Source organism: Pseudomonas sp. P116 (genome assembly GCF_020149425.1).
GTDB classification, from domain to species: domain Bacteria; phylum Pseudomonadota; class Gammaproteobacteria; order Pseudomonadales; family Pseudomonadaceae; genus Aquipseudomonas; species Aquipseudomonas anatoliensis.
The window spans coordinates 393,292-419,011 of record NZ_JACVHB010000004.1; the positions used below are offsets into that span (position 1 = coordinate 393,292).

General features: G+C 60.0%; 27 protein-coding genes. 25 read left to right on the forward strand and 2 right to left on the reverse strand.

Going from position 1 to position 25,720, the window contains the following annotated elements; genetic code table 11:
- Positions 1-67: 67 nt before the first annotated feature.
- From ICA15_RS16175 to ICA15_RS16225, 11 genes are all read left to right on the forward strand, one after another.
- The gene (locus tag ICA15_RS16175) at positions 68-703 is read left to right on the forward strand and encodes a MotA/TolQ/ExbB proton channel family protein (RefSeq protein ID WP_042560451.1); all 636 of its coding nucleotides are present in this window, start codon (positions 68-70) and stop codon (positions 701-703) included.
- Positions 700-1,128: an ExbD/TolR family protein gene (locus tag ICA15_RS16180; protein ID WP_150605215.1), complete on the forward strand. Its 429-nt coding sequence runs from the start codon at positions 700-702 to the stop codon at positions 1,126-1,128. The genes ICA15_RS16175 and ICA15_RS16180 overlap by 4 nt, the downstream gene beginning before the upstream one ends.
- Positions 1,128-2,138 (forward strand): tetraacyldisaccharide 4'-kinase, encoded by a 1,011-nt coding sequence (gene lpxK, locus ICA15_RS16185; protein ID WP_210554035.1) that lies wholly within the window; start codon positions 1,128-1,130, stop codon positions 2,136-2,138. Before ICA15_RS16180 ends, lpxK begins: the two co-directional genes overlap by 1 nt.
- Before the next feature lie 22 nt (positions 2,139-2,160).
- Entirely contained in the window at positions 2,161-2,346 is a 186-nt protein-coding gene (locus ICA15_RS16190; RefSeq protein ID WP_003174668.1) for a Trm112 family protein, read from the forward strand.
- Positions 2,343-3,107 carry a 3-deoxy-manno-octulosonate cytidylyltransferase gene (gene kdsB / locus ICA15_RS16195; protein WP_150616027.1) on the forward strand — a complete coding sequence of 255 codons (765 nt, stop codon included), beginning with the start codon at positions 2,343-2,345 and terminating at the stop codon, positions 3,105-3,107. The genes ICA15_RS16190 and kdsB overlap by 4 nt, the downstream gene beginning before the upstream one ends.
- Complete coding sequence (locus ICA15_RS16200; RefSeq protein WP_150616026.1) at positions 3,107-3,571, forward strand: low molecular weight protein-tyrosine-phosphatase; 465 nt, start codon at positions 3,107-3,109, stop codon at positions 3,569-3,571. Before kdsB ends, ICA15_RS16200 begins: the two co-directional genes overlap by 1 nt.
- On the forward strand, positions 3,568-4,587 hold the full coding sequence (gene murB, locus ICA15_RS16205; protein ID WP_210554034.1) for a UDP-N-acetylmuramate dehydrogenase: 1,020 nt from the start codon (positions 3,568-3,570) through the stop codon (positions 4,585-4,587). The genes ICA15_RS16200 and murB overlap by 4 nt, the downstream gene beginning before the upstream one ends.
- Positions 4,588-4,833: 246 nt before the next feature.
- Entirely contained in the window at positions 4,834-5,304 is a 471-nt protein-coding gene (locus ICA15_RS16210) for a (2Fe-2S)-binding protein (RefSeq protein WP_123466814.1), read from the forward strand.
- Positions 5,301-7,622, forward strand: coding sequence for a xanthine dehydrogenase family protein molybdopterin-binding subunit (locus ICA15_RS16215; RefSeq protein ID WP_210554033.1), 2,322 nt, complete (start codon positions 5,301-5,303; stop codon positions 7,620-7,622). Before ICA15_RS16210 ends, ICA15_RS16215 begins: the two co-directional genes overlap by 4 nt.
- Positions 7,622-8,602, forward strand: coding sequence for an XdhC family protein (locus tag ICA15_RS16220; protein WP_210554032.1), 981 nt, complete (start codon positions 7,622-7,624; stop codon positions 8,600-8,602). Before ICA15_RS16215 ends, ICA15_RS16220 begins: the two co-directional genes overlap by 1 nt.
- Positions 8,599-9,189 (forward strand): nucleotidyltransferase family protein, encoded by a 591-nt coding sequence (locus ICA15_RS16225; RefSeq protein ID WP_210554031.1) that lies wholly within the window; start codon positions 8,599-8,601, stop codon positions 9,187-9,189. Before ICA15_RS16220 ends, ICA15_RS16225 begins: the two co-directional genes overlap by 4 nt.
- Before the next feature lie 207 nt (positions 9,190-9,396).
- Here ICA15_RS16225 and rne read toward each other — a convergent pair whose 3' ends face one another.
- Positions 9,397-12,630, reverse strand: coding sequence for a ribonuclease E (gene rne, locus ICA15_RS16230; protein ID WP_210554030.1), 3,234 nt, complete (start codon positions 12,628-12,630; stop codon positions 9,397-9,399).
- Between the two features lie 698 nt (positions 12,631-13,328).
- On the opposite strand from rne, the gene rluC reads away from it, so the two are divergent.
- Genes rluC through sppA form a run of 3 tightly spaced genes read left to right on the forward strand, consistent with a single transcriptional unit; the run spans position 13,329 to position 15,951 of the window.
- Positions 13,329-14,288, forward strand: a complete 960-nt coding sequence (gene rluC, locus ICA15_RS16235; RefSeq protein WP_150605224.1) for a 23S rRNA pseudouridine(955/2504/2580) synthase RluC — start codon at positions 13,329-13,331, stop codon at positions 14,286-14,288.
- Positions 14,275-14,937: an HAD-IA family hydrolase gene (locus ICA15_RS16240; protein ID WP_150616019.1), complete on the forward strand. Its 663-nt coding sequence runs from the start codon at positions 14,275-14,277 to the stop codon at positions 14,935-14,937. The genes rluC and ICA15_RS16240 overlap by 14 nt, the downstream gene beginning before the upstream one ends.
- A gap of 24 nt (positions 14,938-14,961) precedes the next feature.
- Complete coding sequence (sppA, locus tag ICA15_RS16245) at positions 14,962-15,951, forward strand: signal peptide peptidase SppA (RefSeq protein ID WP_210554029.1); 990 nt, start codon at positions 14,962-14,964, stop codon at positions 15,949-15,951.
- A gap of 118 nt (positions 15,952-16,069) precedes the next feature.
- Here sppA and ICA15_RS16250 read toward each other — a convergent pair whose 3' ends face one another.
- Positions 16,070-16,648: a Maf family protein gene (locus tag ICA15_RS16250; RefSeq protein ID WP_210554028.1), complete on the reverse strand. Its 579-nt coding sequence runs from the start codon at positions 16,646-16,648 to the stop codon at positions 16,070-16,072.
- Between the two features lie 105 nt (positions 16,649-16,753).
- Between ICA15_RS16250 and ICA15_RS16255 the strand changes: the two genes are divergently transcribed.
- From ICA15_RS16255 to ICA15_RS16305, 11 genes are all read left to right on the forward strand, one after another.
- Positions 16,754-17,281 (forward strand): YceD family protein, encoded by a 528-nt coding sequence (locus ICA15_RS16255; protein ID WP_150616016.1) that lies wholly within the window; start codon positions 16,754-16,756, stop codon positions 17,279-17,281.
- 13 nt (positions 17,282-17,294) lie between these two features.
- Positions 17,295-17,477 (forward strand): 50S ribosomal protein L32, encoded by a 183-nt coding sequence (gene rpmF, locus ICA15_RS16260; protein ID WP_008152339.1) that lies wholly within the window; start codon positions 17,295-17,297, stop codon positions 17,475-17,477.
- Positions 17,478-17,481: 4 nt separating this feature from the next.
- Positions 17,482-18,492 (forward strand): phosphate acyltransferase PlsX, encoded by a 1,011-nt coding sequence (plsX, locus tag ICA15_RS16265; RefSeq protein ID WP_080896053.1) that lies wholly within the window; start codon positions 17,482-17,484, stop codon positions 18,490-18,492.
- 123 nt (positions 18,493-18,615) lie between these two features.
- Entirely contained in the window at positions 18,616-19,554 is a 939-nt protein-coding gene (gene fabD, locus ICA15_RS16270) for an ACP S-malonyltransferase (protein ID WP_150616015.1), read from the forward strand.
- Between the two features lie 16 nt (positions 19,555-19,570).
- On the forward strand, positions 19,571-20,311 hold the full coding sequence (fabG, locus tag ICA15_RS16275; RefSeq protein ID WP_042560433.1) for a 3-oxoacyl-ACP reductase FabG: 741 nt from the start codon (positions 19,571-19,573) through the stop codon (positions 20,309-20,311).
- Positions 20,312-20,507: 196 nt separating this feature from the next.
- Positions 20,508-20,744 (forward strand): acyl carrier protein, encoded by a 237-nt coding sequence (gene acpP / locus ICA15_RS16280; RefSeq protein WP_003442511.1) that lies wholly within the window; start codon positions 20,508-20,510, stop codon positions 20,742-20,744.
- 108 nt (positions 20,745-20,852) lie between these two features.
- Positions 20,853-22,097 (forward strand): beta-ketoacyl-ACP synthase II, encoded by a 1,245-nt coding sequence (fabF, locus tag ICA15_RS16285; RefSeq protein ID WP_150605230.1) that lies wholly within the window; start codon positions 20,853-20,855, stop codon positions 22,095-22,097.
- Positions 22,097-22,912, forward strand: a complete 816-nt coding sequence (gene pabC, locus ICA15_RS16290; protein ID WP_210554027.1) for an aminodeoxychorismate lyase — start codon at positions 22,097-22,099, stop codon at positions 22,910-22,912. The genes fabF and pabC overlap by 1 nt, the downstream gene beginning before the upstream one ends.
- A 3-nt stretch (positions 22,913-22,915) precedes the next feature.
- Positions 22,916-24,091: an endolytic transglycosylase MltG gene (mltG, locus tag ICA15_RS16295; protein WP_210554026.1), complete on the forward strand. Its 1,176-nt coding sequence runs from the start codon at positions 22,916-22,918 to the stop codon at positions 24,089-24,091.
- 19 nt (positions 24,092-24,110) lie between these two features.
- On the forward strand, positions 24,111-24,743 hold the full coding sequence (gene tmk, locus ICA15_RS16300) for a dTMP kinase (protein ID WP_150605233.1): 633 nt from the start codon (positions 24,111-24,113) through the stop codon (positions 24,741-24,743).
- On the forward strand, positions 24,736-25,719 hold the full coding sequence (locus tag ICA15_RS16305) for a DNA polymerase III subunit delta' (RefSeq protein ID WP_210554025.1): 984 nt from the start codon (positions 24,736-24,738) through the stop codon (positions 25,717-25,719). Before tmk ends, ICA15_RS16305 begins: the two co-directional genes overlap by 8 nt.
- The last annotated feature ends 1 nt before the right edge of the window (position 25,720 follow it).

Here is a 25,720-nt window from a genome sequence, read left to right on the forward strand (position 1 = left end):
GGAGCGGCGGGTCTTAATCGCGAACCGGTATGGTAAAGTGGCGCACTTTTTCGAGGGGACTGTCACTGTGTGGGAATTGGTCAAATCCGGCGGCTGGATGATGCTGCCGATCATTCTGAGTTCCATCGCGGCCATGGCGATTGTCGCCGAGCGCCTGTGGACCCTGCGCGCCAGTCGCGTCACCCCCGAGCACTTGTTGGGCCAGGTCTGGGTCTGGATCAAGGACAAGCAGCTCAATAAAGAAAAACTCAAGGAATTGCGCGCCAATTCGCCGCTGGGGGAAATCCTCGCCGCAGGCCTGGCCAACTCCAAGCATGGTCGCGAGATCATGAAAGAGTGCATCGAAGAGGCCGCCGCCCGGGTCATTCACGAGCTCGAACGCTACATCAATGCACTCGGCACCATCGCCGCCATGGCACCGTTGCTGGGTTTGCTCGGCACCGTGCTCGGCATGATCGACATTTTCAGCGCGTTCACCGGTTCCGGCATGACCACCAACGCCTCGGTTCTGGCCGGTGGTATCTCCAAAGCGCTGATTACCACGGCTGCGGGTCTGATGGTCGGTATTCCGGCCGTGTTCTTCCACCGTTTCCTGCAACGCCGCATCGATGAACTGGTGGTGGGCATGGAGCAGGAAGCGATCAAACTGGTTGAAGTGGTGCAGGGCGACCGTGACGTCGACCTGGCTGAGGGCCGCGCGTGAAATTCCGTCGCAAACCCCGGGAAACCGTAGACATCAACCTCGCGTCGCTGATCGACGTGGTGTTCATCCTCCTGCTGTTTTTCGTCGTGACCACCACATTTACTCGCGAAACCCAATTGCGCGTGGATCTGCCGGAAGCGGTCAGCGGCTCGCCGGCCGAAGATCAGCAACTCAAGCAACTGGATATCGCCATCAGCGCCGAAGGCGTGTTTTCGGTGAATAACAAGATTCTGCCGAAAAACGATCTGGCGACGTTGATGGAAGCCATGCAGAAGGAATCCAACGGCGATACCAACATGCCGTTGTCGATCAGTGCCGATGGCAAGGCTCAGCATCAATCAGTGATCACTGCCATGGACGCGGCCGGCAAGCTCGGTTTCAGCCATCTGCGCATGACCACGGTCGAGGCGGCGCCTAAATCCTGATGAGCCTGTCCGATCGTTTGCTTGCCGCGTGGTATCAGGGGCACCCGGCCCTGACGCTGTTGCGGCCGCTGGAAATGCTTTATCGGCGCGTCGTCATCGGCAAGCGCCAGCGTTTTCTCGACGGTGAAGGCGAAATCTATCAGCCGCCGGTGCCATTGATTGTGGTGGGCAACATCACGGTTGGCGGCACCGGCAAGACGCCGATGATCCTCTGGTTGATCGAACATTGTCGCCGCAGCGGTTTGCGCGTCGGCGTGGTCAGTCGTGGTTACGGCGCCAAACCGCCGCAGTTGCCCTGGCGAGTCGAGGCCGATCAAAGCGCCGACATTGCTGGCGACGAACCATTGCTGATCGTGCAACGAACCGGCGTGCCGCTGATGATCGACCCCAATCGCAGCGCCGCCGTCAGAGCCTTGTGCGCCAGTGAACCGCTGGATCTGATCCTCTCCGACGACGGCATGCAGCACTACCGCCTGGCGCGGGATCTGGAACTGGTGCTGATCGACGCCGCTCGTGGCCTGGGCAATAAACGCTGCTTGCCGGCAGGTCCGTTGCGCGAGCCGATCGAACGTCTGCAAAGCGTTGACGGTGTGCTGTTCAACGGTGCCACCGAGGACCGCGACGACGGTTTCGCTTTCCGCCTGCAACCCACCGCGCTGATCAATCTGCGCAGTGGCGAACGCAAGCCGCTCGATCATTTTTCGGGCGGTCAGGCGCTGCATGCAGTGGCCGGGATCGGTAATCCGCAACGTTTCTTCAATACCCTCGAAGCGCTAGACTGGCGACCAGTCCCTCATGCGTTTGCCGACCACGCCGAGTACAGCGTGCAGGCCTTGAATTTCACACCGTCATTGCCGTTGGTGATGACTGAAAAGGACGCGGTGAAGTGCCGTGCCTTCGCGGCTGCCGACTGGTGGTATCTGGCGGTCGATGCCGTGCCGTCGCCGGCCTTCGTGGCCTGGTTCGACACACAGCTGATGCGCCTGATGCCGGATCGTCTTTTGCCTTAACTCTTTTATCCAGGGAATGTTCATGGACACCAAATTGCTCGACATCCTCGCGTGCCCTATCTGCAAAGGCCCGCTCAAGCTCAGCGCCGACAAGACCGAACTGATCAGCAAGGGCGCCGGCCTGGCGTACCCGATCCGTGACGGCATCCCGGTCATGCTCGAAAGTGAAGCCCGCACCCTGACCACCGATGAGCGTCTGGATAAATGACCACTGCCTTCACCGTTGTCATTCCGTCGCGTTACGCGTCGACCCGGCTGCCGGGTAAACCGCTGCTGGACATTGCCGGCAAGCCGATGATCCAGCACGTCTGGGAACAGGCGAGCAAGAGCAGCGCCACTCGTGTGGTAGTGGCAACCGACGATCCGCGCATCGTCGAGGCCTGCAAAAGCTTTGGCGCCGAAGTGGTGCTGACCCGTGAAGATCACAACTCCGGCACCGATCGTCTGGCCGAAGTCGCGGCGAAACTGGGCCTTGAGCCTGACGCGATCGTGGTCAACGTGCAGGGCGACGAGCCGCTGATTCCGCCAAGCGTGATCGATCAGGTCGCCGCCAACCTCGCGGCCCACACTGAAGCGCGCATGGCCACGCTGGCCGAGCCGATCGAAGACGTGGAAACCCTGTTCAACCCGAACGTGGTCAAGGTCGTCAGCGACCTTAATGGCTTGGCGCTGACCTTCAGCCGTGCAACCTTGCCGTGGGCCCGCGATGCGTTTGCCAAGAGCCGCGAGCAGTTGCCTGATGGCGTGCCTTATCGTCGCCACATCGGCATTTATGCCTACCGCGCCGGGTTCCTCCAGGACTTCGTCAGTTGGGGCCCGTGCTGGCTGGAAAACACTGAATCGCTGGAGCAACTGCGTGCCCTGTGGCACGGCGTGCGCATTCATGTCGCCGACGCACTGATCGCGCCGCCAACCGGCGTTGACACAGTCGAAGACCTCGAGCGCGTTCGTCGCCTGCTGGAGGCCTGATGCGGGTTTTGTTCGTGTGCCTGGGCAACATTTGCCGGTCACCCACCGCCGAAGGCGTGTTGCGCCGCAAGCTGCGTGAAGCGGGGCTTGCGGATCAGGTCGAAGTGGCCTCCGCCGGCACCGGTGACTGGCACGTTGGCAACTCGCCGGACAAACGCAGCCAGGCTGCGGCCAAGGTGCGCGGATATGATTTGTCGGCGCAACGCGCGCAGCAAGTCAGCCGTGCCGATTTCGCCAGTTACGATTTGATCCTGGCCATGGACAACAGCAACCTGCGCAACCTCAAGGCGCTGCAACCGTCCACTGGCAAGGCCGAGCTGGATCTTTTCCTGCGTCGTTATGCCGGTGTCGTCGATGAAGTGCCGGATCCGTATTACGACGGCGACCAGGGCTTCGAGCAGGTGCTGGATCTGATCGAAGCGGCCTGTGACCAACTGCTGATCGAAGTGAAGGGCCGGTTATGAGTCTGCTGGTGCAATCCCGGGTTTCCCTGAAACCGTTCAACAGTTTTGGCGTGGACGTTCACGCGCAGCTGTTCGCCGAAGCCCACTGCGACGCCGATGTCCGCGAAGCGCTGGCGTATGCCGAGTCTCACGATGTGCCTTTGCTGGTAATCGGTGGCGGCAGCAACTTGCTGCTGACCGCTGACATTAAGGCGCTGGTGCTGCGCATGGCCACGCGCGGTATCCGCGTGATCAGCGATGACGGCAGTCGCGTGGTGATCGAAGCCGAAGCGGGCGAGCCGTGGCATCCCTTTGTGCAGCACACGTTGGCGCAGGGTTTTTCCGGACTGGAAAATCTCAGCCTGATCCCTGGCACCGTTGGCGCTGCGCCGATGCAAAACATCGGTGCCTACGGCGTCGAGATCAAGGATGTATTCGCCGGGCTCACCGCGCTGGATCGCCAGACGGGCGAACTGCGCGACTTCAGTCTGGAAGAATGCAACTTTGCCTACCGTGACAGTGTGTTCAAGCAGCAACCGGGGCGTTGGCTGATTCTGCGCGTGCGTTTTACGCTCGACCGCGTCGCGCATCTGCATCTGGAATACGGCCCGGTGCGTCAGCGCCTGACCGAACAGGGCATCGAGCAACCGACGCCCACTGACGTCAGCCGCGCAATCTGCAGCATCCGCAGCGAAAAACTGCCGGACCCGGCGGTGCTCGGCAATGCCGGCAGCTTCTTCAAGAATCCGTTGGTACCGGCAGCGCTGGTGGCGCAGATCAAGGCGCAGCATCCGGATCTGGTGGCCTACGCCCAACCGGACGGGCAGATGAAACTCGCCGCCGGTTGGCTGATCGAACGCGCCGGCTGGAAGGGGTTTCGTGAGGCCGATGCCGGCGTGCATAAATTGCAGGCGCTGGTGCTGGTCAACTACGGCGCGGCGACCGGCCTGCAGTTGCTCGACTTGGCGCAGCGTATTCAGAAAGACATTAGCGAACGTTTCAATGTCGAACTGGAAATGGAGCCCAACCGCTATTGAAGCTACGCTTGCTGAGCGTCATCCAAAGCCCTGCACTGATTAAAAAGTGCAGGGCTTTTTTGTTAATGCTGGCTTAACTTAGCGAGCTAACGATGCTGTTCATTTGCTCCACCAAATGCCCGGTGCAGACCTTCCCGTCGGCACAAGAGAGCCCATTAGCCTGAGTCGATCTGCGCGAACCCACCGCTGACTTTCCGGCGGCAGATTGCTCGACCCCATAACCTCCAAAAATATGCGGGCGTGCCCATGATTACCCTGAAACTCAATGGCCAAGACCATCCACTCGATGTCACCGAAGACATGCCGCTGTTGTGGGCGATTCGTGATGTCGCCGGTTACAACGGCACCAAATTCGGTTGCGGCATGGGCCTGTGCGGCGCGTGCACCATTCATATCGATGGTTTGCCGGCGCGCAGTTGCATCACGCCGATCGGCTCGGTAGTCGGCCAGAACGTCACCACTATCGACAACCTGCACGCTGACCCGGTCGGGCAAGTCGTCCAGCAAGCCTGGCTCGACAGCGCCGTGGCCCAGTGCGGTTTTTGTCAGGGCGGGCAGATCATGTCGGCCACGGCGTTGCTCAAAACCAATCCAAACCCGAGCGACGAGCAGATCGAAGAGGCCATGGTCGGCAACATTTGCCGCTGCGGCACCTATAACCGGATCAAAACCGCAATTCGCCAGGCTTCCACCCACCTGAAGGAGGCCAAGGCATGAGTCGCCTGCCGAATGATTTCGCTCTGAGCAATCTCAGTCGCCGTGGCTTCCTTAAAGGCGCAACCGCCACTGGTGCATTGGTGCTGGCGGCGAGCTGGGGTTGGCAGGATGCGTTCGCCGAAGACAAGCCGAAACAGTTCGGTGCCGATGGCATGCCCAACGGCTGGATCGATGATCCGAAGGTCTACGTCAGCATCGCCAGCGACGGCACGGTGACTGTCGTGTGCAACCGCTCCGAGATGGGCCAGGGCGTGCGCACCAGTCTGACCATGGTTGTCGCCGACGAACTGGAAGCTGATTGGGCGCACGTCAAAGTGCAGCAGGCGCCGGGCGATGAAGTGCGTTTCGGCAATCAGGACACCGACGGTTCGCGCAGCATGCGTCACTGGTACGAGCCGATGCGCCGTTGCGGCGCGGCAGCCCGTACGATGCTTGAGCAAGCGGCGGCTGCGCAATGGAAAGTGCCGGTGGGCGAATGTCATGCGCAATTGCACAAAGTCATTCACAAGCCGTCCGGGCGTGAGCTGGGTTATGGCGAGCTCGCCGCTGCGGCCAGTGCGTTGGGGGTACCGGCGCGCGACAGTCTGCGCCTCAAGCAGCCGTCGGAATTTCGCTACATCGGCAAGGAAGGTACCAAAGCCATCGACGGTGACGACATCGTCAAAGGCCGCGCGGTATACGGCGCCGACGTGCATTTCGACGGCATGCTGTACGCGACCATCGCCCGTCCAGCGGTGTACGGCGGCAAGGTCAAATCCGTGGATGACAGCGCGGCGCTGAAAGTGCCCGGCGTGATAAAAGTCATGCAGATCGAAGGCCGTCCACTGCCTTCGGAGTTTCAACCGTTGGGCGGTGTTGCCGTGGTTGCCAGCAACACCTGGGCGGCAATCAAGGGCCGCGAGGCGCTGAAGATCGAGTGGGACGACGGCCCGAACGCCAGTTACGACTCGATCGCTTATCGCAAGGAGCTGGAAGCGGCGTCGCTGAAGCCCGGCAAAGTGGTGCGCAACACCGGCGATATCGACAAGGCGCTGAGCAGTGCTGCCAGCACCTTGGAAGCCTCTTATTATTTGCCGCATCTGGCGCAGGCACCGATGGAGCCGATGGTGGCCATCGCCCGTTTCAACAACGGCGTTTGCGAGGCGTGGGCGCCGAGTCAGGCACCGCAGGTGACGCGTGAGCGCATCGCCGAGCGCCTGGGGCTGCCATTCGATAACGTCACCGTCAATGTGACGCTGCTGGGTGGTGGTTTCGGGCGCAAGTCGAAACCGGACTTCGTCATTGAAGCGGCCATCCTCGCCAAGGAGTTTCCTGGCAAGGCAGTGCGGGTGCAGTGGACGCGCGAGGACGACGTGCACAACTCGTATTTCCATACCGTGTCCGCCGAATACCTGAAGGCGGGCGTGGGCAAGGACGGCATGCCGTCCGGCTGGTTGCATCGCACCGTGGCGCCGAGCATCACCGCGCTGTTTGCGCCGGGCATGAACCATGAAGCGGCGTTCGAACTGGGCATGGGCTTCACCAACATGGCCTACGCAATTCCCAATGTGCGTCTGGAAAACCCGGAAGCGAGGGTGCACACGCGGGTCGGCTGGTATCGCTCGGTGTCGAACATTCCTCATGGTTTCGCGATCCAGAGTTTCGTCGATGAACTGGCGCACAAGGCCGGTGTGGATCCACTCAAATATCAGATCAAGCTGCTTGGCCCGGACCGGCAGATCGACCCGCGCACCTTGAGCGAAGAGTGGAACTACGGCGAATCCCCTGAGCGTTATCCGATCGACACCGGTCGTATGCGCGCAGTGCTGGAAACCGCGGCCAAGGCAGCCGGTTGGGGTCGTCAACTGCCAAAGGGTCGTGGCCTGGGGCTGGCGGTGCATTACAGTTTCGTCACTTACGTGGCGGCGGTGATTGAAGTCGAGGTCAAGGACGATGGCACGCTGATCGTGCACAAGGCCGACATCGCCGTGGATTGCGGGCCGCAGATCAATCCTGAACGTATCCGCTCGCAGTTCGAAGGCGCTTGCGTGATGGGCCTGAGCAATGCCGTGCTGGGTGAAATCAGCTTCAAGGACGGCAAGGTCCAGCAGGACAATTTCCATATGTACGAAGTGGCGCGCATGTCGCTGGCGCCGAAGGAAGTTGCCGTGCATCTGGTCACACCACCGGGCGATGTGCCGTTGGGCGGCGTCGGTGAGCCGGGCGTACCGCCAATTGCGCCGGCACTGTGCAATGCGATCTTCGCCGCTACCGGCAAACGCATCCGCAACCTGCCGGTGCGTTATCAGTTGCAGGGCTGGCAGAAGGCACAAGCCTGATGGACAGCGTTGATCTGAATGTCCTGCGCAGCGTGCTCGAATGGCGCCGCGCCGGTCAGCGCGTTGTGCTGTTCAGCGTGGTGCAGACCTGGGGCACGGCGCCGCGGTCGCCCGGCGCCATGCTCGCCTTGCGCGAGGATGGTGTGGTAATTGGCTCGGTGTCCGGCGGCTGTGTCGAGGATGACTTGATCGCCCGGCTGCACGACGGGCGCATTGCTACCAACGGGCCACCGGTGCAACTGATCACCTATGGCGTCACGCGTGAAGAGGCGGCGCGGTTCGGCCTGCCTTGTGGTGGCACGTTGCGCCTGACAGAAGAGCGGGTCGGCGACCCGGCGTGGGTCGCCGAACTGCTTGCGCGATGTGAAGCCCACGAGATCGTTGCCCGTGAGTTGAACATTGAAACGGGTGAAGTGGTGTTGGCGCCCGCGAGCAAATCCGACTCGCTGGCGTTCGATGGCAAAACCCTGCGCGCGATTTACGGCCCGCGCTGGCGTCTGCTGTTGATCGGCGCCGGGCAATTGTCACGATATGTCGCGGACATGGCGCGGCTACTGGATTTCGAGGTGCTGATCTGCGATCCGCGCACCGAGTTCGTCTATGGCTGGGAAGAACAGCATGGTCGTTTCGTTCCGGGTATGCCGGACGATGCGGTGCTGAGCATCCAGACCGACGAGCGCACGGCGATTGTCGCGCTGACCCACGACCCGCGGCTGGACGACATGGCGTTGCTCACCGCGCTCGATTCGCCGGCCTTTTATGTCGGCGCACTGGGTTCGCGGGTCAACAGTCAGAAACGCCGGGAGAATCTGGCTCAGCTAGGCTTGTCAGTAGAGGCGATCAAGCGATTGCACGGGCCGATCGGTTTGCATATCGGCAGTCACTCGCCGGCGGAAATTGCCTTGTCCTTGCTCGCGGAGATCGTTGCAATCAAGAACGGGGTCGAGTTGAAACAGAAGAAGTCAGTGGAGGGCGCATGAGTCATTCCATCGCGGTGATCGTATTGGCAGCAGGCGAGGGCAGCCGCTTTCGCCAAGTGGCGGGCGCGGACAAGGACAAGTTGCTGGCCGATTGCACCGGTCGCGATGGCGCCGTGCGTTCGGTGATCGAGCAAGTGCTGGTGAACCTGCCGGCCAGTCTCGACAAGCGCGTGCTGGTGACGACTGAAGCGCGGCCGCAGGCGATGCGCATGGCGCAGGCTTATGGCTGTGAGCTGGTCTCGATTGAGTCGACCGGCATGGGCGACAGCATTGCCGCGGGCGTGGCGGCTTGTCCGGATGTTGATGGCTGGCTGATCGTGCTGGGGGATATGCCGTTTATCTTGCCGTCGAGTATCGAGCGGGTGGTGGCGTCGATGGCGGACGATGCGGTGAGTGTGCCGGTGCAGGATGGCGAGTTTGGGCATCCGGTAGGGTTTGGACGTTCGTTTGGTTCGGGGTTGCTGGCGTTGAGCGGTGATCGCGGGGCCAGGCCCTTGTTCAAGCAGGGAAGGGTCGTTGAGGTGACGGTGGATGATCCCGGGGTGTTGTGGGATATCGATGTGCCTGAGGCTTTGGTATTTAAGTAACAGCAAAGTCAAAAGATCGCAGCCTTCGGCAGCTGCTACAGGGGATCGCATTCCAGATATTGATCATACCCACGCTCTAAATGGGAACGATCATGTAAATGCGATCCCCTGTAGCAGCTGCCGAAGGCTGCGATCTTTTGATCTTCCAAACCGCATAAAAAAGCCCCGCCTGACGAATCAGGCGGGGCTTTTTAGTGGCTTACGGAATCAGACGAGTGGTTTAGGCTCGTGTTCTTTTTCCTGGGCCTCTTCGTGTTGCTGTGCCGCGTCCTGAACGGAGCGTGGCGCTTCGGCGATCACCGATTCAACCGCAGCTTCTTCAGCAGTAGGGGCAGGAGCTGCCTCAACCACTTCAGCAACCACTGGCTCGGCAACAACCGGAGCAGAGGCTGCTGCCAGCTCGGCTTCCTTCGCCAGACGCTCTTCTTCACGCTTGCGACGACGCACTTCACGCGGGTCGTTTGGTGCGCGGCCGTTTGCTGCCAGGGCGCTGACCGGAGCAACTTCCACTTCTGGAGCTGGTGCTTCGGCAACCACTGGAGCCTCGACGACTGGCGCTGGAGCCGGTTCGGCAACCTTGGCTTCTTCAACCACTGGCGCTTCGTATGCAGGCGCTGGTGTTTCAGCGGCGGCAGGCTCGGCAACCCAGTTGAATGCAGTCTGCTCTTCGCGAACTTCACGCACGGTTTCGGTCACGGTTTCAGATACGGTTTCGACAACCGGCTCTGCAACGACGACTGGTGCCTCGACGACTACCGCAGGTTCGGCGGCAGGTTCAGCAAACGCTTCAAACTGAGCCTGGGTTTCGCGAACCGGTGCTACTTCAACTTCCGGAGCTGCTGTCACTTCCACTGGAGTGGTGGCTTCAACAACCGGTGCTTCTACTGGAGCAGTTTCCAGAGTAGCGGCGGTGGCGCGTTCGGCTTGCTCGTGAGCTTGTGCTTCAGCCGGAGCGCTGATCACGCTGCTGGCTACGGCGGCAGTCACGGCCAGGCCAGCAGCCAGATCGGCAGTGCTCGGGCCTTCAGCGTTTTCGTCGGACTCGGACTCTTCCGAACCTTCGATCACGTTGCCATTGGCATCACGCTGACGCTCGCGACGGTTGCTGCGACGACGCTGACCGCGGGAGCGACGACGTGGGCGATCGCCTTCGGCGCTCTCCGAACCGTCTTCCTGCAGTTGCTCTTCGTTGCTGATGACTTCTTCTTCATCAGCAACGGCAGCAGCGGCCTGTTCGGCGCGCGGTTGACGCTCTTCACGTGGCGGGCGCGGTGCGCGCTCTTCACGCGGCTGACGGGCCGGACGCTCTTCAGCGGCCACGGCAGCAGCGGCGGCTACAGCTGGAACGGCATCGAGTGGCTCGCGCAGTTCACGTACACGCTCTTCACGCTCGCCACGTGGCTTGCGATCTTCACGTGGAGCACGTGGTGCGCGCTCTTCACGCGGGGCGCGTGGTGCGCGTTCTTCGCGGGCGGCTGGCGCTTCGGTGCGGGCTTCACGAGGCTCGCGAACTTCACGGGCTTCACGTGGCTGACGCTCTTCACGCGGCTCGCGTGGGGCGCGTTCTTCACGCGGTGCACGTTCTTCGCGCGGCTTGCGTTCTTCATCGCGGCGACCGTTACGGTTGCGGCTCTGCTGACGACCGTTGCGACGCTCTTCGTTACGGGCCGGACGCTCGGTGGCCGGTTTCTCAACCACAACCGGAGCAGCAGGCTCTTCTTTGGTAGCGAACAGGCTGACCAGCGACTTCACCAGACCTTTGAACAGGCTTGGCTCTGGCATGGCAACTGGCGCAGCAGCGGGTGCCGGGGCAGCCACTTCGGCCGGGACCGGAGCATTGGCACGGGCCGGAGCAGTTTTCACTGCAGCTTCCTGGCGAACCAGAGTGCGGGTCGCGGCGGCTGGCTGAACTTCTTCAACTTCGGCAGCAGCGGCGGCAATTTCATAGCTCGACTGGCCGGTAGCGGCTTCCGGGCTGTCATCACGCAGACGCTGAACTTCGAAGTGCGGCGTTTCGAGGTGATCGTTCGGCAGAATGATGATGCGAGCACGGGTGCGCAGTTCGATCTTGGTGATCGAGTTGCGTTTTTCGTTGAGCAGGAACGCAGCAACCGGGATCGGCACCTGAGCGCGGACTTCGGCGGTGCGGTCTTTCAGGGCTTCTTCTTCGATCAGGCGCAGGATCGCCAGCGACAGCGATTCAACGTCGCGGATGATGCCGGTGCCGTTGCAACGCGGGCAAACGATGCCGCTGCTTTCGCCCAGCGATGGACGCAGGCGCTGACGGGACATTTCCAGCAAGCCGAAGCGCGAGATACGGCCGATCTGCACGCGAGCGCGGTCGGCTTCCAGGCATTCGCGGACTTTCTCTTCCACGGCGCGCTGGTTCTTGGCAGGGGTCATGTCGATGAAGTCGATGACGATCAGGCCGCCGATGTCGCGCAGACGCAACTGACGGGCGATTTCTTCAGCCGCTTCAAGGTTGGTCTGCAGGGCGGTTTCTTCGATGTCGCTGCCTTTGGTGGCGCGGGCCGAGTTGATGTCGATGGACACCAGGGCTTCGGTCGGATCGATAACGATGGAACCGCCGGAAGGCAGTTCGACGACGCGCTGGAAAGCGGTCTCGATCTGGCTTTCGATCTGGAAACGGTTGAACAGCGGAACGCTGTCTTCGTACAGCTTGATCTTGCTGGCGTACTGCGGCATCACCTGGCGGATGAAGGTCAGGGCTTCGTCCTGGGCTTCAACGCTGTCGATCAGCACTTCGCCGATGTCCTGGCGCAGGTAATCGCGGATGGCGCGGATGATCACGTTGCTTTCCTGGTAGATCAGGAATGGCGCGGCGCGATCCAGCGAGGCTTCTTTGATGGCGGTCCAGAGTTGCAGCAGGTAATCGAGGTCCCACTGCATTTCTTCGCTACTGCGGCCAAGGCCGGCAGTACGCACGATCAGGCCCATGTCGGCTGGAGCAACCAGACCGTTCAGCGCTTCACGCAGTTCGTTGCGCTCTTCGCCTTCGATGCGACGGGAGATACCGCCGGCACGCGGGTTGTTCGGCATCAGCACGAGGTAACGACCGGCCAGGCTGATGAAGGTGGTCAGGGCTGCGCCCTTGTTGCCACGTTCTTCTTTCTCGACCTGAACGATGACTTCCTGGCCTTCGCTCAGGACGTCCTTGATGTTGACGCGGCCTTCAGGGGTTTTCTTGAAGTATTCGCGGGAGATTTCTTTGAGGGGCAGGAAGCCGTGGCGCTCAGAGCCGAAGTCGACAAAGGCAGCCTCAAGGCTTGGTTCGATGCGAGTGATCTTGCCTTTATAGATATTGGCTTTTTTCTGCTCGCGTGCACCGGATTCGATGTCCAGGTCGTAGAGGCGCTGGCCATCTACCAGTGCAACACGCAACTCTTCGGGTTGAGTTGCGTTAATCAGCATTCTTTTCATGTAGTACCGTCGGTTTCCGGGCTGCCGGAAACGGCGTTCGGCACACACGACTTCTCACGGTCGGTGTCAGGTGCGTCGGGAGTGGTTGGCCATTCCCGTGTCTGGCGATTGCGACCAATTGGGCCGAGACCGCGACGTACGCGTCCTGCTTGCTGTGGCTACTTAAGCACTCAGTCAGGAGGAGGAATCAACCGGCGGCTGTGGACGAGATGAAGCGTCTTGATAAAGCCTAATGCTACACAGTCCAGCGGTTGTGCATCTCCACCCTACACGTATCCCTGATAATTCGGGTGCTGCCGCGCGCAGAATCCGCAACGGGTTGGCATTTACCGTGAGCTCCGAAAGGGGAGGTCACGCATCATGGCTAATTTAGGCGTTGTTTCCGAAGCCTTCGCTCGGGGTCATTCACAGCTGACTGCACTTTGTGAACTGGCCTTGAATGTTTGCCTGCCAGGCGAGTAAAAACTCTGCTCGGCGGTGTGATTCAGGCCTTATGTCACCTGCGCTTGTTACAACTGCAAACTCCACCGTTACGTAGCGAAAGCCCCGTAGGACGGCCTCGCGTCCTGGTGAATTGCGTTGGTCAGGGCCGGTTTTTGACCGTGGTGCCGCTGTCCAGGCCGCTTTTGGCGGCGTTCGCGACTATAGCAGCAATGATTAAGTGCTTCAATTCCATAAAAATTGTTATCATCCGCGCCATGACAACTACTGCCCCTACGACTCCAGGCGTTCAACTGCTTGAAGTCTCGCCGGAGTATGCCGGCCAACGAATCGACAATTTTCTCCTCGCCCGGCTCAAAGGCGTGCCCAAGACCCTGATTTACCGCATTTTGCGCAAAGGCGAAGTGCGTGTGAACAAAGGTCGGATCAAGCCCGAATACAAGCTGCAGGCCGGTGATATCGTGCGCGTGCCGCCCGTTCGCGTGCCTGAGCGTGACGAGCCGGTGCCTCTGGCCCAAGGTCTGTTGCAGCGTCTGGAAGCCTCGATTGTCTTCGAAGACAAAGCCCTGATCGTGATCAACAAGCCTGCGGGCATTGCGGTTCACGGTGGCAGCGGCTTGAACTTCGGTGTGATCGAAGCCTTTCGTCAGTTGCGTCCGGATACCAAAGAGCTGGAGCTGGTTCACCGTCTCGATCGCGACACTTCCGGCCTGCTGATGATCGCCAAGAAGCGCAGCATGCTCCGTCATTTGCACGAGCAGTTGCGCGGCGATGGCATCGACAAGCGCTACATGGCGCTGGTTCGTGGCAACTGGGCGACCTCGATCAAGAAAGTCAGCGCGCCATTGCTCAAGAGCAACTTGCGTTCCGGCGAGCGCATGGTTGAAGTCAATGAAGAAGGCAAAGAAGCCCTGACGATGTTCAAGGTGCTGCGCCGCTTCGGTGATTTCGCGACCATGGTCGAGGCCAAGCCGGTTACCGGTCGCACCCATCAGATTCGCGTGCACACTTTGCATGCCGGCCATTGCATTGCTGGCGACAGCAAGTATGGCGACGAGGGTTTCACCAAGGAAATCCGCGATCTGGGCGGCAAGCGCCTGTTTCTGCATGCTTACATGCTGACCGTGCCGCTGCCGGATGGCGGCAAGCTGACCTTGCAGGCGCCGGTCGATGAAATGTGGGCCAAGACCGTGGAGCGATTGAGTGCGCCCATCTGATTACAAACTGCTGATTTTCGATTGGGACGGCACGCTGGCCGATTCCATTCATCGGATCGTCGAGGCGATGCATTCGGCGTCCGGGCGCTCCGGTTTCGAGTTGCGTGATGATTTTGCCGTCAAGGGCATCATCGGTCTGGGCCTGCCTGAGGCGATCCGCACGTTGTATCCCGAAATCAGTGACGCTGAAATGACCTTGTTTCGCGAGTATTACGCTGATCACTACATTGCAGCGGAAGCCGTGCCTTCGCCGCTGTTTGAGGGCGTCGTCGAATCGATGACGTCCTTTCGTGAGCAGGGTTATCACCTGGCTGTCGCGACGGGCAAGAATCGTCGCGGACTGGATCGTGTGCTCAAGGCCAATGGCTGGGAAGAGTATTTCGACATTACCCGCGCGGCCGATGAAACTGCGAGCAAGCCGCACCCTCTTATGCTGGAGCAGATACTTGCGCATTGCGGTGTGCGTGCGGATCAGGCGCTGATGGTCGGGGATTCGTCCTTCGATCTGCTGATGGCGCGTAACGCGGGGATGGATTCGGTGGCTGTCAGTTATGGCGCGCAATCGATCGAATCGTTGCAACGGTTCGAGCCGCGGCTGTCGATCGACCGTTTTTCTGAATTGCATGCCTGGCTGGCGCAGCAGGCTTAATACGTTTTTGCTGGGGTGGATGGCATGACCGACGAATGGAAAGCACCGGCCAAGGCAAGTGCCGACGGCGGTGACGAGAAGAGCTGGAAGCTGCTGGAGAAGACCCTTCTGGCGGGTGTGCAGGAGCAGCGTCGTTCGCGGCGCTGGGGGATTTTCTTCAAGTTTCTGACGTTTGTTTACCTGTTTGTCGCGTTGATCCTGTTCACGCCGCTGATGGATATGGAAAAAAGCGCGACTCGCGGCGAGAACTACACCGCGCTGATCGACGTCACCGGCGTGATCGCCGACAAAGAACCGGCCAGTGCCGACAACATTGTTGGCAGCCTGCGCGCAGCGTTCGAGGACAAGAAGGTCAAGGGTGTCATCCTGCGGATCAACAGCCCGGGTGGCAGTCCTGTGCAGTCGGGTTATGTGTATGACGAGATCAAGCGTCTGCGTGGCTTGCACCCCGAGATCAAGCTGTATGCGGTGATTTCCGATCTCGGTGCGTCTGGTGCGTATTACATCGCCAGCGCCGCGGATCAGATTTACGCCGACAAGGCGAGTCTGGTGGGCTCCATTGGTGTGACGGCGGCCGGTTACGGCTTTGTCGGTACCATGGAGAAGCTGGGGGTCGAGCGTCGCACGTACACGTCTGGCGAGCACAAATCGTTCCTTGATCCGTTCCAGCCGCAGAAGCCTGAAGAAACGGCGTTCTGGCAAAGTGTGCTGGACACCACGCATAAGCAGTTCATCAGCAGCGTCAAGCAGGGTCGTGGCGATCGCCTGAAGGACAAAGAGCATCCGGAGCTGTTCTCCGGGCTGGTCTGGTCTGGCGAGCAAGCGCTACCGCTGGGTTTGATCGATGGGTTGGGCAATGCCAGTTCGGTGGCGCGTGATGTGGTCGGCGAGAAAGAGTTGGTGGACTTCACCGTCCAGGAATCGCCGTTTGACCGCTTCTCGAAGAAGCTTGGCGCCAGTGTGGCCGAGCAGTTGGCGATGTGGATGGGTTTTCACGGGCCTTCGTTGCGCTGAGTCGCTGGTAGATCAAAAGATCGCAGCCTGCGGCAGCTCCTACAGGTTCGATGTTCATTTGCAATTTTTGCGATGACACGAACGCTGTAGGAACTGCCGCAGGCTGCGATCTTTTGCTTTAAGGGATCTGCACGCCTTCAACCAATAGCATGTCGATCAGCCGAATCAGCGGCAGACCAATAAGGCTGGTAGCGTCAGGACCTTCGGTGGACTGGAACAAGCTCACGCCCAACCCTTCGGCCTTGAAGCTGCCCGCACAGTCGTAAGGCTGCTCGATGCGCAAGTAACGCTCGACCCGTGCCTGATCGAGCTGGCGCATGTGCACGGTGAACGGTACGCAGTCGACTTGAATTTGCCCCGTCTGGCTGTTGAGCAGCGCCAGGCCGGTGAGGAAAGTCACGCTGGCGCCGCTGGCGGCCATCAGTTGCTCGCGGGCCTTGTCGAAGGTGTGCGGCTTGCCGATGATCTGGTCGTCGAGTACGGCCACCTGGTCCGAGCCAATAATCAGATGAGCGGGGTGGCTGTCGGCCAATGCTCGGGCCTTCTGTTCGGCGAGGCGTTTGACCAGCTCGATTGCCGGTTCGCCAGGACGGTGGCTTTCATCGATATCCGGCGAGCTGCAGACGAACGGCAGGTGCAGGCGGGCGAGCAATTCCCGGCGATAAGTCGAGCTTGAGGCAAGTAATAAAGGCAGCATTTGCGTCTCCTGAGGCAGGCGTGAATTCTAGCGGAGGCACGCAAGTTACGGACAGGGCACAATTTCCTTTGACATGGGTGGGTGCATCCCTATAATGCTGCGCCTATGTTGAATGACCCGATTCCACCTCACGTTGACCCGCGCAAATTGGCTGATCGTGGCACCACCATCCAAGGTGAGCTGCTGCTGGCCGATTTGAAGAGACTCTGCGACCCGCTTTCCGACAATGTCGGTACGGTGCAGGCGAAATTCGTTTTTGAACGAGATGAACGTAAATCTGTGGTAATTCACAGCTTTATCGACACCGAGGTCAAAATGGTTTGCCAGCGTTGTCTTGAGCTGGTCACCCTGCCGATCCACAGCGAATGCAGTTACGCTGTGGTGAAAGAGGGTGCGAATACCCAGTCGTTACCGAAAGGTTATGACGTGCTGGAACTGGGCGAAGATCCATTGGATCTGCAGTCACTGGTCGAGGAGGAGCTTTTGCTTGCCTTGCCTATCGTGCCTGCTCATCATCCGGAAGAATGCCAGCAGCCGGCGGGGTCAGATGAGCCCGAACCGAGCGAGGACGAGGTAACGCGGTCCAACCCGTTCAGTGTATTGGCGCAGTTAAAGCGTGACCCAAACGTTTAGGAGTTAATCAATTATGGCTGTTCAGCAGAACAAAAAATCCCGCTCTGCCCGTGACATGCGTCGTTCGCACGACGCCCTGACGGCGAGCACTCTGTCTGTAGAAAAAACCACTGGTGAAATTCACCTGCGTCACCACGTATCGCCAGAAGGCGTATACCGTGGCCGTAAAGTGATCGACAAGGGCGCTGACGAGTAATCACTTGTCTGCTCAAGTCATCGCGATTGACGCAATGGGCGGGGACTTCGGTCCCCGCAGCATTGTTCAGGCCAGCCTTGCTTGCCTGTCTGCTACGCCCTCGCTGCACCTGACCCTCGTCGGTCAACCCTCCCTACTTGAAGAATTGATCAACGGCCAATCGGCTGCCGATCGCGCGCGCCTGACGATTGTTGCGGCCAGCGAAGTCATCACCATGGACGAAAAACCGACTCAGGCCCTGCGTGGCAAGCCGGACTCGTCGATGCGTGTCGCCCTTGAACTGGTGCGTGATGGCAAGGCGCAAGCCTGTGTCAGTGCTGGCAATACCGGTGCGTTGATGGCGCTGTCGCGCTATGTGTTGAAGACCTTGCCGGGTATCGACCGTCCCGCGATGGTGGCCGCCATTCCGACGCAGAAGGGTTATTGCCAGTTGCTTGACCTTGGCGCCAACGTCGATTGCAGTGCGGAGCATCTGTTGCAGTTTGCGGTGATGGGTTCGGTGGCGGCGCAGACGTTGGGTATTGCTCGACCGCGGGTGGCGTTGCTGAACATCGGCACCGAAGACATCAAGGGCAACCAGCAGGTCAAGTTGGCGGCAACGCTGTTGCAGGCGGCCAGGGGCATTAACTACATCGGCTTCGTCGAAGGTGACGGTCTGTATCGCGGTGAGGCGGATGTGGTGGTGTGCGACGGATTTGTCGGCAACATTCTGCTCAAGTCCAGCGAAGGCCTGGCAACGATGATTGCTGCGCGCATCGAGGCGCTGTTCAAAAAGAACATGGCTTCGCGCGCAATCGGTGCCTTGGCGCTGCCATTGATGAAGCGCTTGCAGGCAGATCTGGCGCCGGCGCGACACAATGGCGCAAGCTTCCTTGGCTTGCAGGGCATTGTGGTGAAAAGCCACGGTTCGGCGGGAGTTCAGGGCTTCCAGAGTGCGATTCAGCGTGCGCTGATCGAGATTCAGGAGAACCTGCCCGAGCGCCTTCACGGGCGTCTCGAGGATTTGTTGTCTTAGGCGTTTTCGTCGGACAATGCTTAAATGTGACCGCCCGGTTCAAAGGGCCATCCAACTGTCAGTTTCTTGCGTCCCCCAGTGGGGCGTCATTTTCCGACGACAAGATCATTAGGGGCTTGTTACATGTCTGCTTCCCTCGCATTCGTCTTTCCAGGACAAGGTTCGCAGTCCCTCGGCATGCTGGCCGAGCTGGGCGCGCAACATCCACTGATCCTCGAAACGTTCCAAGAAGCCTCCGCTGCTCTGGGCTATGACCTGTGGGCACTGACCCAGCAGGGGCCGGAAGAGCTGCTTAACCAAACCGACAAGACCCAACCGGCCATTCTGACCGCATCGATCGCCCTGTGGCGTCTGTGGCTGGCTGAAGGTGGCGCGCGTCCGGCATTTGTTGCCGGTCACAGCCTGGGTGAATACAGCGCGCTGGTAGCTGCCGGCAGCCTGACCTTGGCTGACGCGGTGAAGCTCGTTGAGCGCCGTGGCCAGTTGATGCAGGAAGCGGTTCCGGCCGGGCAGGGCGGCATGGCTGCCATTCTGGGTCTGGAAGACGCTGACGTGCTGGCGGCCTGTGCTGAAGCGGCGCAGGGCGAAGTGGTCAGCGCCGTCAACTTCAACTCCCCGGGCCAGGTTGTAGTGGCCGGTGCCAAGGCTGCCGTCGAGCGCGCCATTGAAGGCTGCAAGGCGCGTGGTGCCAAGCGTGCCATGCCGCTGCCGGTGAGCGTGCCGTCGCACTGCGAACTGATGCGTCCGGCTGCCGAGCGCTTTGCCGAATCCATCGCCGCCATTGACTGGCAGGCGCCGCAGATCCCGGTGGTACAGAACGTCAGCGCACAAGTGCCGGCCGATCTGGAAACCCTCAAGCGTGATCTGCTCGAACAACTCTACAAGCCAGTACGCTGGGTCGAGTCTGTCCAGACTTTGGCAGCCAACGGCGCGACCAATCTGGTCGAATGTGGCCCGGGCAAAGTACTGGCCGGTCTGAACAAACGTTGCGCCGAAGGCGTTTCGACTTCCAACCTCAATACCCCAGACGCTTTCGCTGCCGCTCGTGCAGCGCAGGCCTGAATCAGGAGAAACTTGCATGAGTCTGCAAGGTAAAGTTGCACTGGTCACCGGTGCAAGCCGCGGTATCGGCCAGGCTATCGCACTGGAACTGGGCCGTCAGGGCGCCATCGTTGTGGGTACCGCAACCTCCGCCAAGGGTGCCGAGGCGATTGCCGCCACGCTCAAAGAGCACGGCATTCAGGGTACCGGTCTGGAACTCAATGTCACCAGCGACGAATCCGTCAGCAAGGTGATCGCGACCATTCAGGAGCAGTTCGGTGCACCGGCGATTTTGGTCAATAACGCCGGCATCACCCGCGATAACCTGATGATGCGCATGAAAGATGACGAATGGTACGACGTGATCGATACCAACCTGAACAGTCTGTATCGCCTGTCCAAGGGCGTTCTGCGCGGCATGACCAAAGCCCGTTGGGGTCGAATTATCAGTATTGGCTCGGTGGTGGGTGCCATGGGCAACGCAGGCCAAGTAAACTATGCAGCCGCCAAGGCCGGTCTGGAAGGTTTCAGCCGTGCAATGGCGCGTGAAGTCGGTTCGCGTTCGATTACGGTCAACTCGGTAACCCCAGGGTTTATCGACACCGATATGACCCGCGAACTGCCTGAAGCACAGCGTGAAGCCTTGCAGACGCAGATTCCGCTGGGTCGTCTGGGACAAGCTCAAGAGATCGCGTCTGTGGTCGCTTTTCTTGCATCCGACGGTGCGGCATACGTAACTGGGGCTACAATCCCGGTGAACGGTGGGATGTACATGTAAGTAAAATGTGACGGATTGCTTCAAAAAAATGTCATACGAGCTGTCTAAAATCCGTTATAAAGCTGCAATCTATTTATAGGCAGAGGGCCGCAGGGTTTGAGGAGTGAAGCTTTCAGTTGAAAAACTGAAAAGTCTTTCTATACACTTACCCACTGGCCAGCTGCCTGAATTTGTCCATTAGGAGTGAAAACAAGGTATGAGCACCATCGAAGAGCGCGTCAAGAAAATCGTTGCCGAGCAACTGGGTGTTAAAGAAGAAGAAGTGGTTAACACCGCTTCCTTCGTAGAAGACCTGGGTGCCGACTCCCTTGACACCGTTGAGCTGGTGATGGCTCTGGAAGAGGAATTCGAGACCGAAATCCCTGACGAAGAAGCTGAGAAGATCACTACTGTACAAGCTGCAATCGATTACGTTACAAACCACCAGGCTTAATAGCTTGTAATCGTTGCTTGCTGTCATGGAAAAACCGCACTGCCATCACGGCGTGCGGTTTTTTCTTTAGGCCTGATGCAAAGTCGTCATTTGAAAAAGGAGAGTGCTGTGTCGCGTAGACGCGTCGTAGTCACCGGTATGGGTATGTTGTCGCCACTGGGCACGGATGTGCCGAGCAGTTGGCAGGGCATTCTGGCTGGCCGCAGTGGCATTGGTCTGATCGAACACACCGACCTTTCTGCCTATTCCACCCGCTTTGGCGGCTCGGTAAAGGGCTTCAATGTCGAGGAATACCTGTCGGTCAAGGAAGCGCGCAAGCTCGACCTGTTCATTCAGTACGGTCTCGCGGCTGGCTTTCAAGCCGTTCGCAACGCTGGCCTGGAAGTTACGGACGCCAACCGTGAGCGCATTGGCGTGGCCATGGGTTCGGGCATCGGCGGTCTGACCAATATCGAAGAAACCAGCCGTACTTTGCATGAGACGGGCCCGCGTCGAATCTCGCCATTCTTCGTGCCAGGCTCGATCATCAATATGATTTCCGGTTTTCTGTCGATCCATCTGGGCGCACAGGGACCTAACTACGCCATCGCTACAGCGTGTACCACCGGTACGCACTGCATCGGCATGGCGGCGCGCAACATCATGTACGACGAAGCCGACGTGATGATTGCCGGCGGTGCCGAAATGGCCGCATGCGGTCTGGGCATGGGCGGCTTCGGCGCGTCCCGTGCGCTGTCGACCCGCAACGATGAACCGACTCGCGCAAGCCGTCCGTGGGACAAAGGGCGTGACGGTTTCGTACTGTCCGACGGTGCCGGTGCACTGGTGCTCGAAGAACTCGAACACGCCAAGGCGCGCGGCGCGACCATCTACGCCGAGCTGATCGGTTTCGGCACCAGTGGCGATGCGTTCCACATGACTTCGCCACCTGCCGACGGCGCGGGTGCAGCTCGCTGCATCACCAACGCCTTGCGCGACGCGAAGATCAACGTCGATCAAGTGCAGTACATCAACGCTCACGGCACCTCGACCCCGGCCGGCGACCTTGCCGAGGCCAACGCGATCAGGTCGGTGTTCGGTGAGCATGCCTACAAACTGGCGGTCAGCTCCACCAAGTCCATGACCGGTCACCTGCTGGGTGCGGCGGGCGCGGTCGAGGCGATCTTCAGTATCCTGGCCATCAACAGTCAGGTGGCGCCGCCAACCATCAACCTTGATGAGCCGGACGAAGGCTGTGATCTCGATTTTGTGCCGCACACTGCGCGCAACATGGACATCGATGTCGTGCTGTCGAACTCCTTCGGCTTTGGCGGCACCAACGGTACTTTGGCGTTCCGTCGGTTCGCAGGCTGATGGACAGCTGGGTCGACGGTCAACCGGCGGACACTCTGTCGCTGAAAGACCGCGGCCTGGCTTACGGCGATGGTCTGTTCGAGACCATTGCCGTGCATGACGGCCAGCCGGTATTGCTCGATCGACACATGACGCGGCTGGCCGATGGCTGCTCGCGTCTGGCTATCTCTGCCGATATCGAACTGATTCGCCACGAACTGCTGAGCTACGCTGCCGCAATGGGCGAGGGTGTGCTCAAACTCATCCTCACCCGTGGCGACGGTTTGCGCGGTTACGCGCCTGACCCTGCGGCGCCGGGTCGACGCATTCTGCAAGGCAATCCGCCGGCTGCTTATCCGACGGCACATGCCGAACACGGCATCCGCCTGTTTCCGTGCAACACGCGCCTGTCCAGACAGCCATTGCTTGCCGGACTCAAACACCTCAATCGACTGGAACAAGTGCTCGCCCGCGCCGAATGGCAAGACAGCGAGCACGCTGAAGGCTTGATGCTCGATCAGACCGGTCGCGTCATCGAAGGCGTCTTCAGTAACCTGTTTCTGGTGCGCGATGGTGTGTTGATCACGCCCGATCTGAAACACTGCGGTGTCGCCGGTGTGATGCGCGCGGAAATATTGTTTCAGGCCGAGTCATTGGCCATCCCCACCCAAACCGTCGATATCGGCCTGGAACAGCTGCAATGGGCCGATGAAGTGTTTGTCTGCAACAGCGTATATGGCGTCTGGCCGGTACGCGCCTACGCTGCACTGAGCTGGCCGGTTGGCCCGCTCACCCGTAAACTGCAAACCATTGCCCGCGCCCTACTGGATGCCTGATTTGTGAGACGTAAATTTTTGCTGCTGCTGGAAACCGGACTGGTTCTGGCAGGGCTGCTGTTGGGCGCCAGCGCCTGGAAGATTCACTCCGCGCTGGAACAGCCCCTGAACATCACGCAGGAAGAACTGCTGGATGTGCCCAAAGGCTCTACACCGACCCGTACCTTCCTTGGACTCGAAAGCGATGGCGTCATCAAAGACGCTTTCTGGCTACGGGTCTATTGGCGTTTCAATCTTGCTGGTACGCCGATTCACACTGGCGAATACCGCATGCAGCCCGGGATGACCGTCAACGGTCTGATCGATTCGTGGAAGCGTGGCGACGTGGTTCAGTACAGCCTGACGTTGGTTGAAGGCTGGAATTTCCACCAGGTGCGTGCCGCACTGGCGAAAGATGAAAAAATCGAACAGACCCTCAATGGTTTGAGCGACAGCGATGTGATGGCAAAGATTGGCCACAAGGGCCTGTTCCCGGAAGGCCGTTTCTTCCCCGATACGTACCGTTTCGTGCGCGGCGTGTCCGATACCGAGCTGCTGAAAAAGGCTTTCGATCGTCTCGACGAAGTGCTGGCCAAAGAGTGGGAAAAACGCGCTGCCGATGCACCGTACAAAGAACCTTATCAAGCGCTGATCATGGCGTCCCTGGTCGAGAAGGAAACCGGTGTACCGCAGGAACGCGGCGAGATTGCCGGGGTTTTTGTGCGCCGGATGGCGCTGGGCATGCAGCTGCAGACTGATCCCACGGTGATCTATGGTTTGGGCGATCGCTACACCGGCAAGTTGACCCGCGCTCACCTCAAGGAGCCGACGCCGTATAACACTTACGTGATTCCTGGCTTGCCGCCGACGCCGATTGCGATGGTCGGGCGTGAAGCCATTCACGCGGCGCTGAATCCGGTGGGAGGCACCAGCCTCTACTTTGTTGCCCGTGGCGACGGTAGCCATGTGTTTTCTGACGATCTCGATGCACACAACAATGCGGTGCGTGAATTTCAGCTCAAACGCCGTGCCGATTACCGCTCCAGCCCGGCGCCGGCAACTACGCCGGAAGCGGCACCGGCCGCCGAGGAGTCGATTCCTGCGGCATCGCCGGATACTGCGCCCGAGTCGCTGCCGCAGGTTCCGACCGAGGAATCCGCGCCGACTCCTGACGCCGACGCACCACAAAACACGCAATGACTTTGATTAAGGACTGCCTGTGACTGGCTTGTTTATTACCCTGGAAGGCCCTGAAGGCGCCGGCAAGAGCACCAATCGCGAATACCTCGCCGAGCGTTTGCGCGCCGCCGGTGTCGAGGTCGTGCTGACCCGCGAGCCCGGTGGTACGCCACTGGCCGAGCGGATTCGCGATGTGCTGCTGGCCCCGGCCGACGAAGTCATGAACCCGGATACCGAACTGCTGCTGGTGTTCGCTGCGCGTGCTCAGCATCTGGCCGAGGTGATTCGCCCGGCACTGGCACGCGGTGCGGTGGTGCTGTGTGATCGCTTCACCGATTCGACGTATGCCTATCAGGGCGGCGGTCGCGGTTTGTCGCTGGAGCGTATCGCGACGCTTGAAGCTTTCGTGCAGGGTGATCTGCGCCCGGACCTGACGCTGATTTTCGATCTGCCGGTAGAAATCGGCCTGGCCCGTGCCAGCGCTCGTGGACGTCTGGATCGTTTCGAGCTGGAAGGTCGGGCATTTTTCGAGGCGGTGCGCAGTGCATTCCTCAAGCGCGCTGAAGCCGATCCTGCGCGCTATGTGCGCATCGATGCCGGTCAACCATTGGTCAAGGTTCAACAATCGCTGGATACCTTGCTCCCGAATTTGCTGGAGTTGGCTCGTGGCTGAGGCCTATCCATGGCAAGAAAGCCTCTGGCAGCAACTGGCCGGACGTAGCCAGCATGCTCACGCTTATCTGCTGCATGGGCCGGCCGGGATCGGCAAACGCGCACTGGCCGAGCGGTTGATGGCCAGTCTGTTGTGCAAGCACCCGACGCCGGAGGCTTGCGGTGAATGCAAATCCTGCCTGCTGCTCAAGGCCGGCAGTCACCCGGACAATTACATTCTCGAACCGGAAGAAACCGACAAGGCGATCAAGGTCGATCAGGTGCGCGAACTGGTCAGTTTCGTGGTGCAGACCGCGCAACTGGGCGGGCGCAAGGTGGTGCTGATCGAACCCACGGAATCGATGAACATCAACGCCGCCAACGCCTTGCTCAAGAGCCTTGAAGAGCCTTCCGGCAATACGGTGTTGTTGCTGGTCAGCCACCAGCCGAGCCGTTTGTTGCCGACGGTCAAGAGTCGTTGTGTGCAGCAAGCCTGCCCGTTGCCGAGCGAAGCGATGAGCCTGCAATGGTTGGCTCAGGCGCTGCCGGAGAGTTCCGAAGCGGAGCGTGTCGAACTGCTGACGCTGGCCGCTGGTTCGCCGTTGATGGCGGTCACTCTTCAGTCCCAGGGCGTACGCGAACAGCGCGCGCAAGTGGTCGAAGGGGTGAAGAAGTTGCTCAAGCAGCAGCAATCGCCCACGCAATTGGCCGAAGAATGGAAAAACATCCCGATGCTGCGTTTGTTCGACTGGTTCTGTGACTGGTCGAGCCTGATCCTGCGTTATCAACTGACTGAGGATGAAGCCGGCCTTGGTCTGACGGATATGCGCAAGGTGGTGCAGTACCTAGCGCAGAAAAGCGCCCAAGGCAAAGTGCTCGAAATTCAGGACTGGATCCTCGCGCAGCGCCAAAAAGTGTTGAGCAAAGCCAATCTCAATCCGGCGCTGTTGCTGGAAGCGCTGTTGGTGCAATGGGCGGGACTGCCAGGCCAGCGGTGAT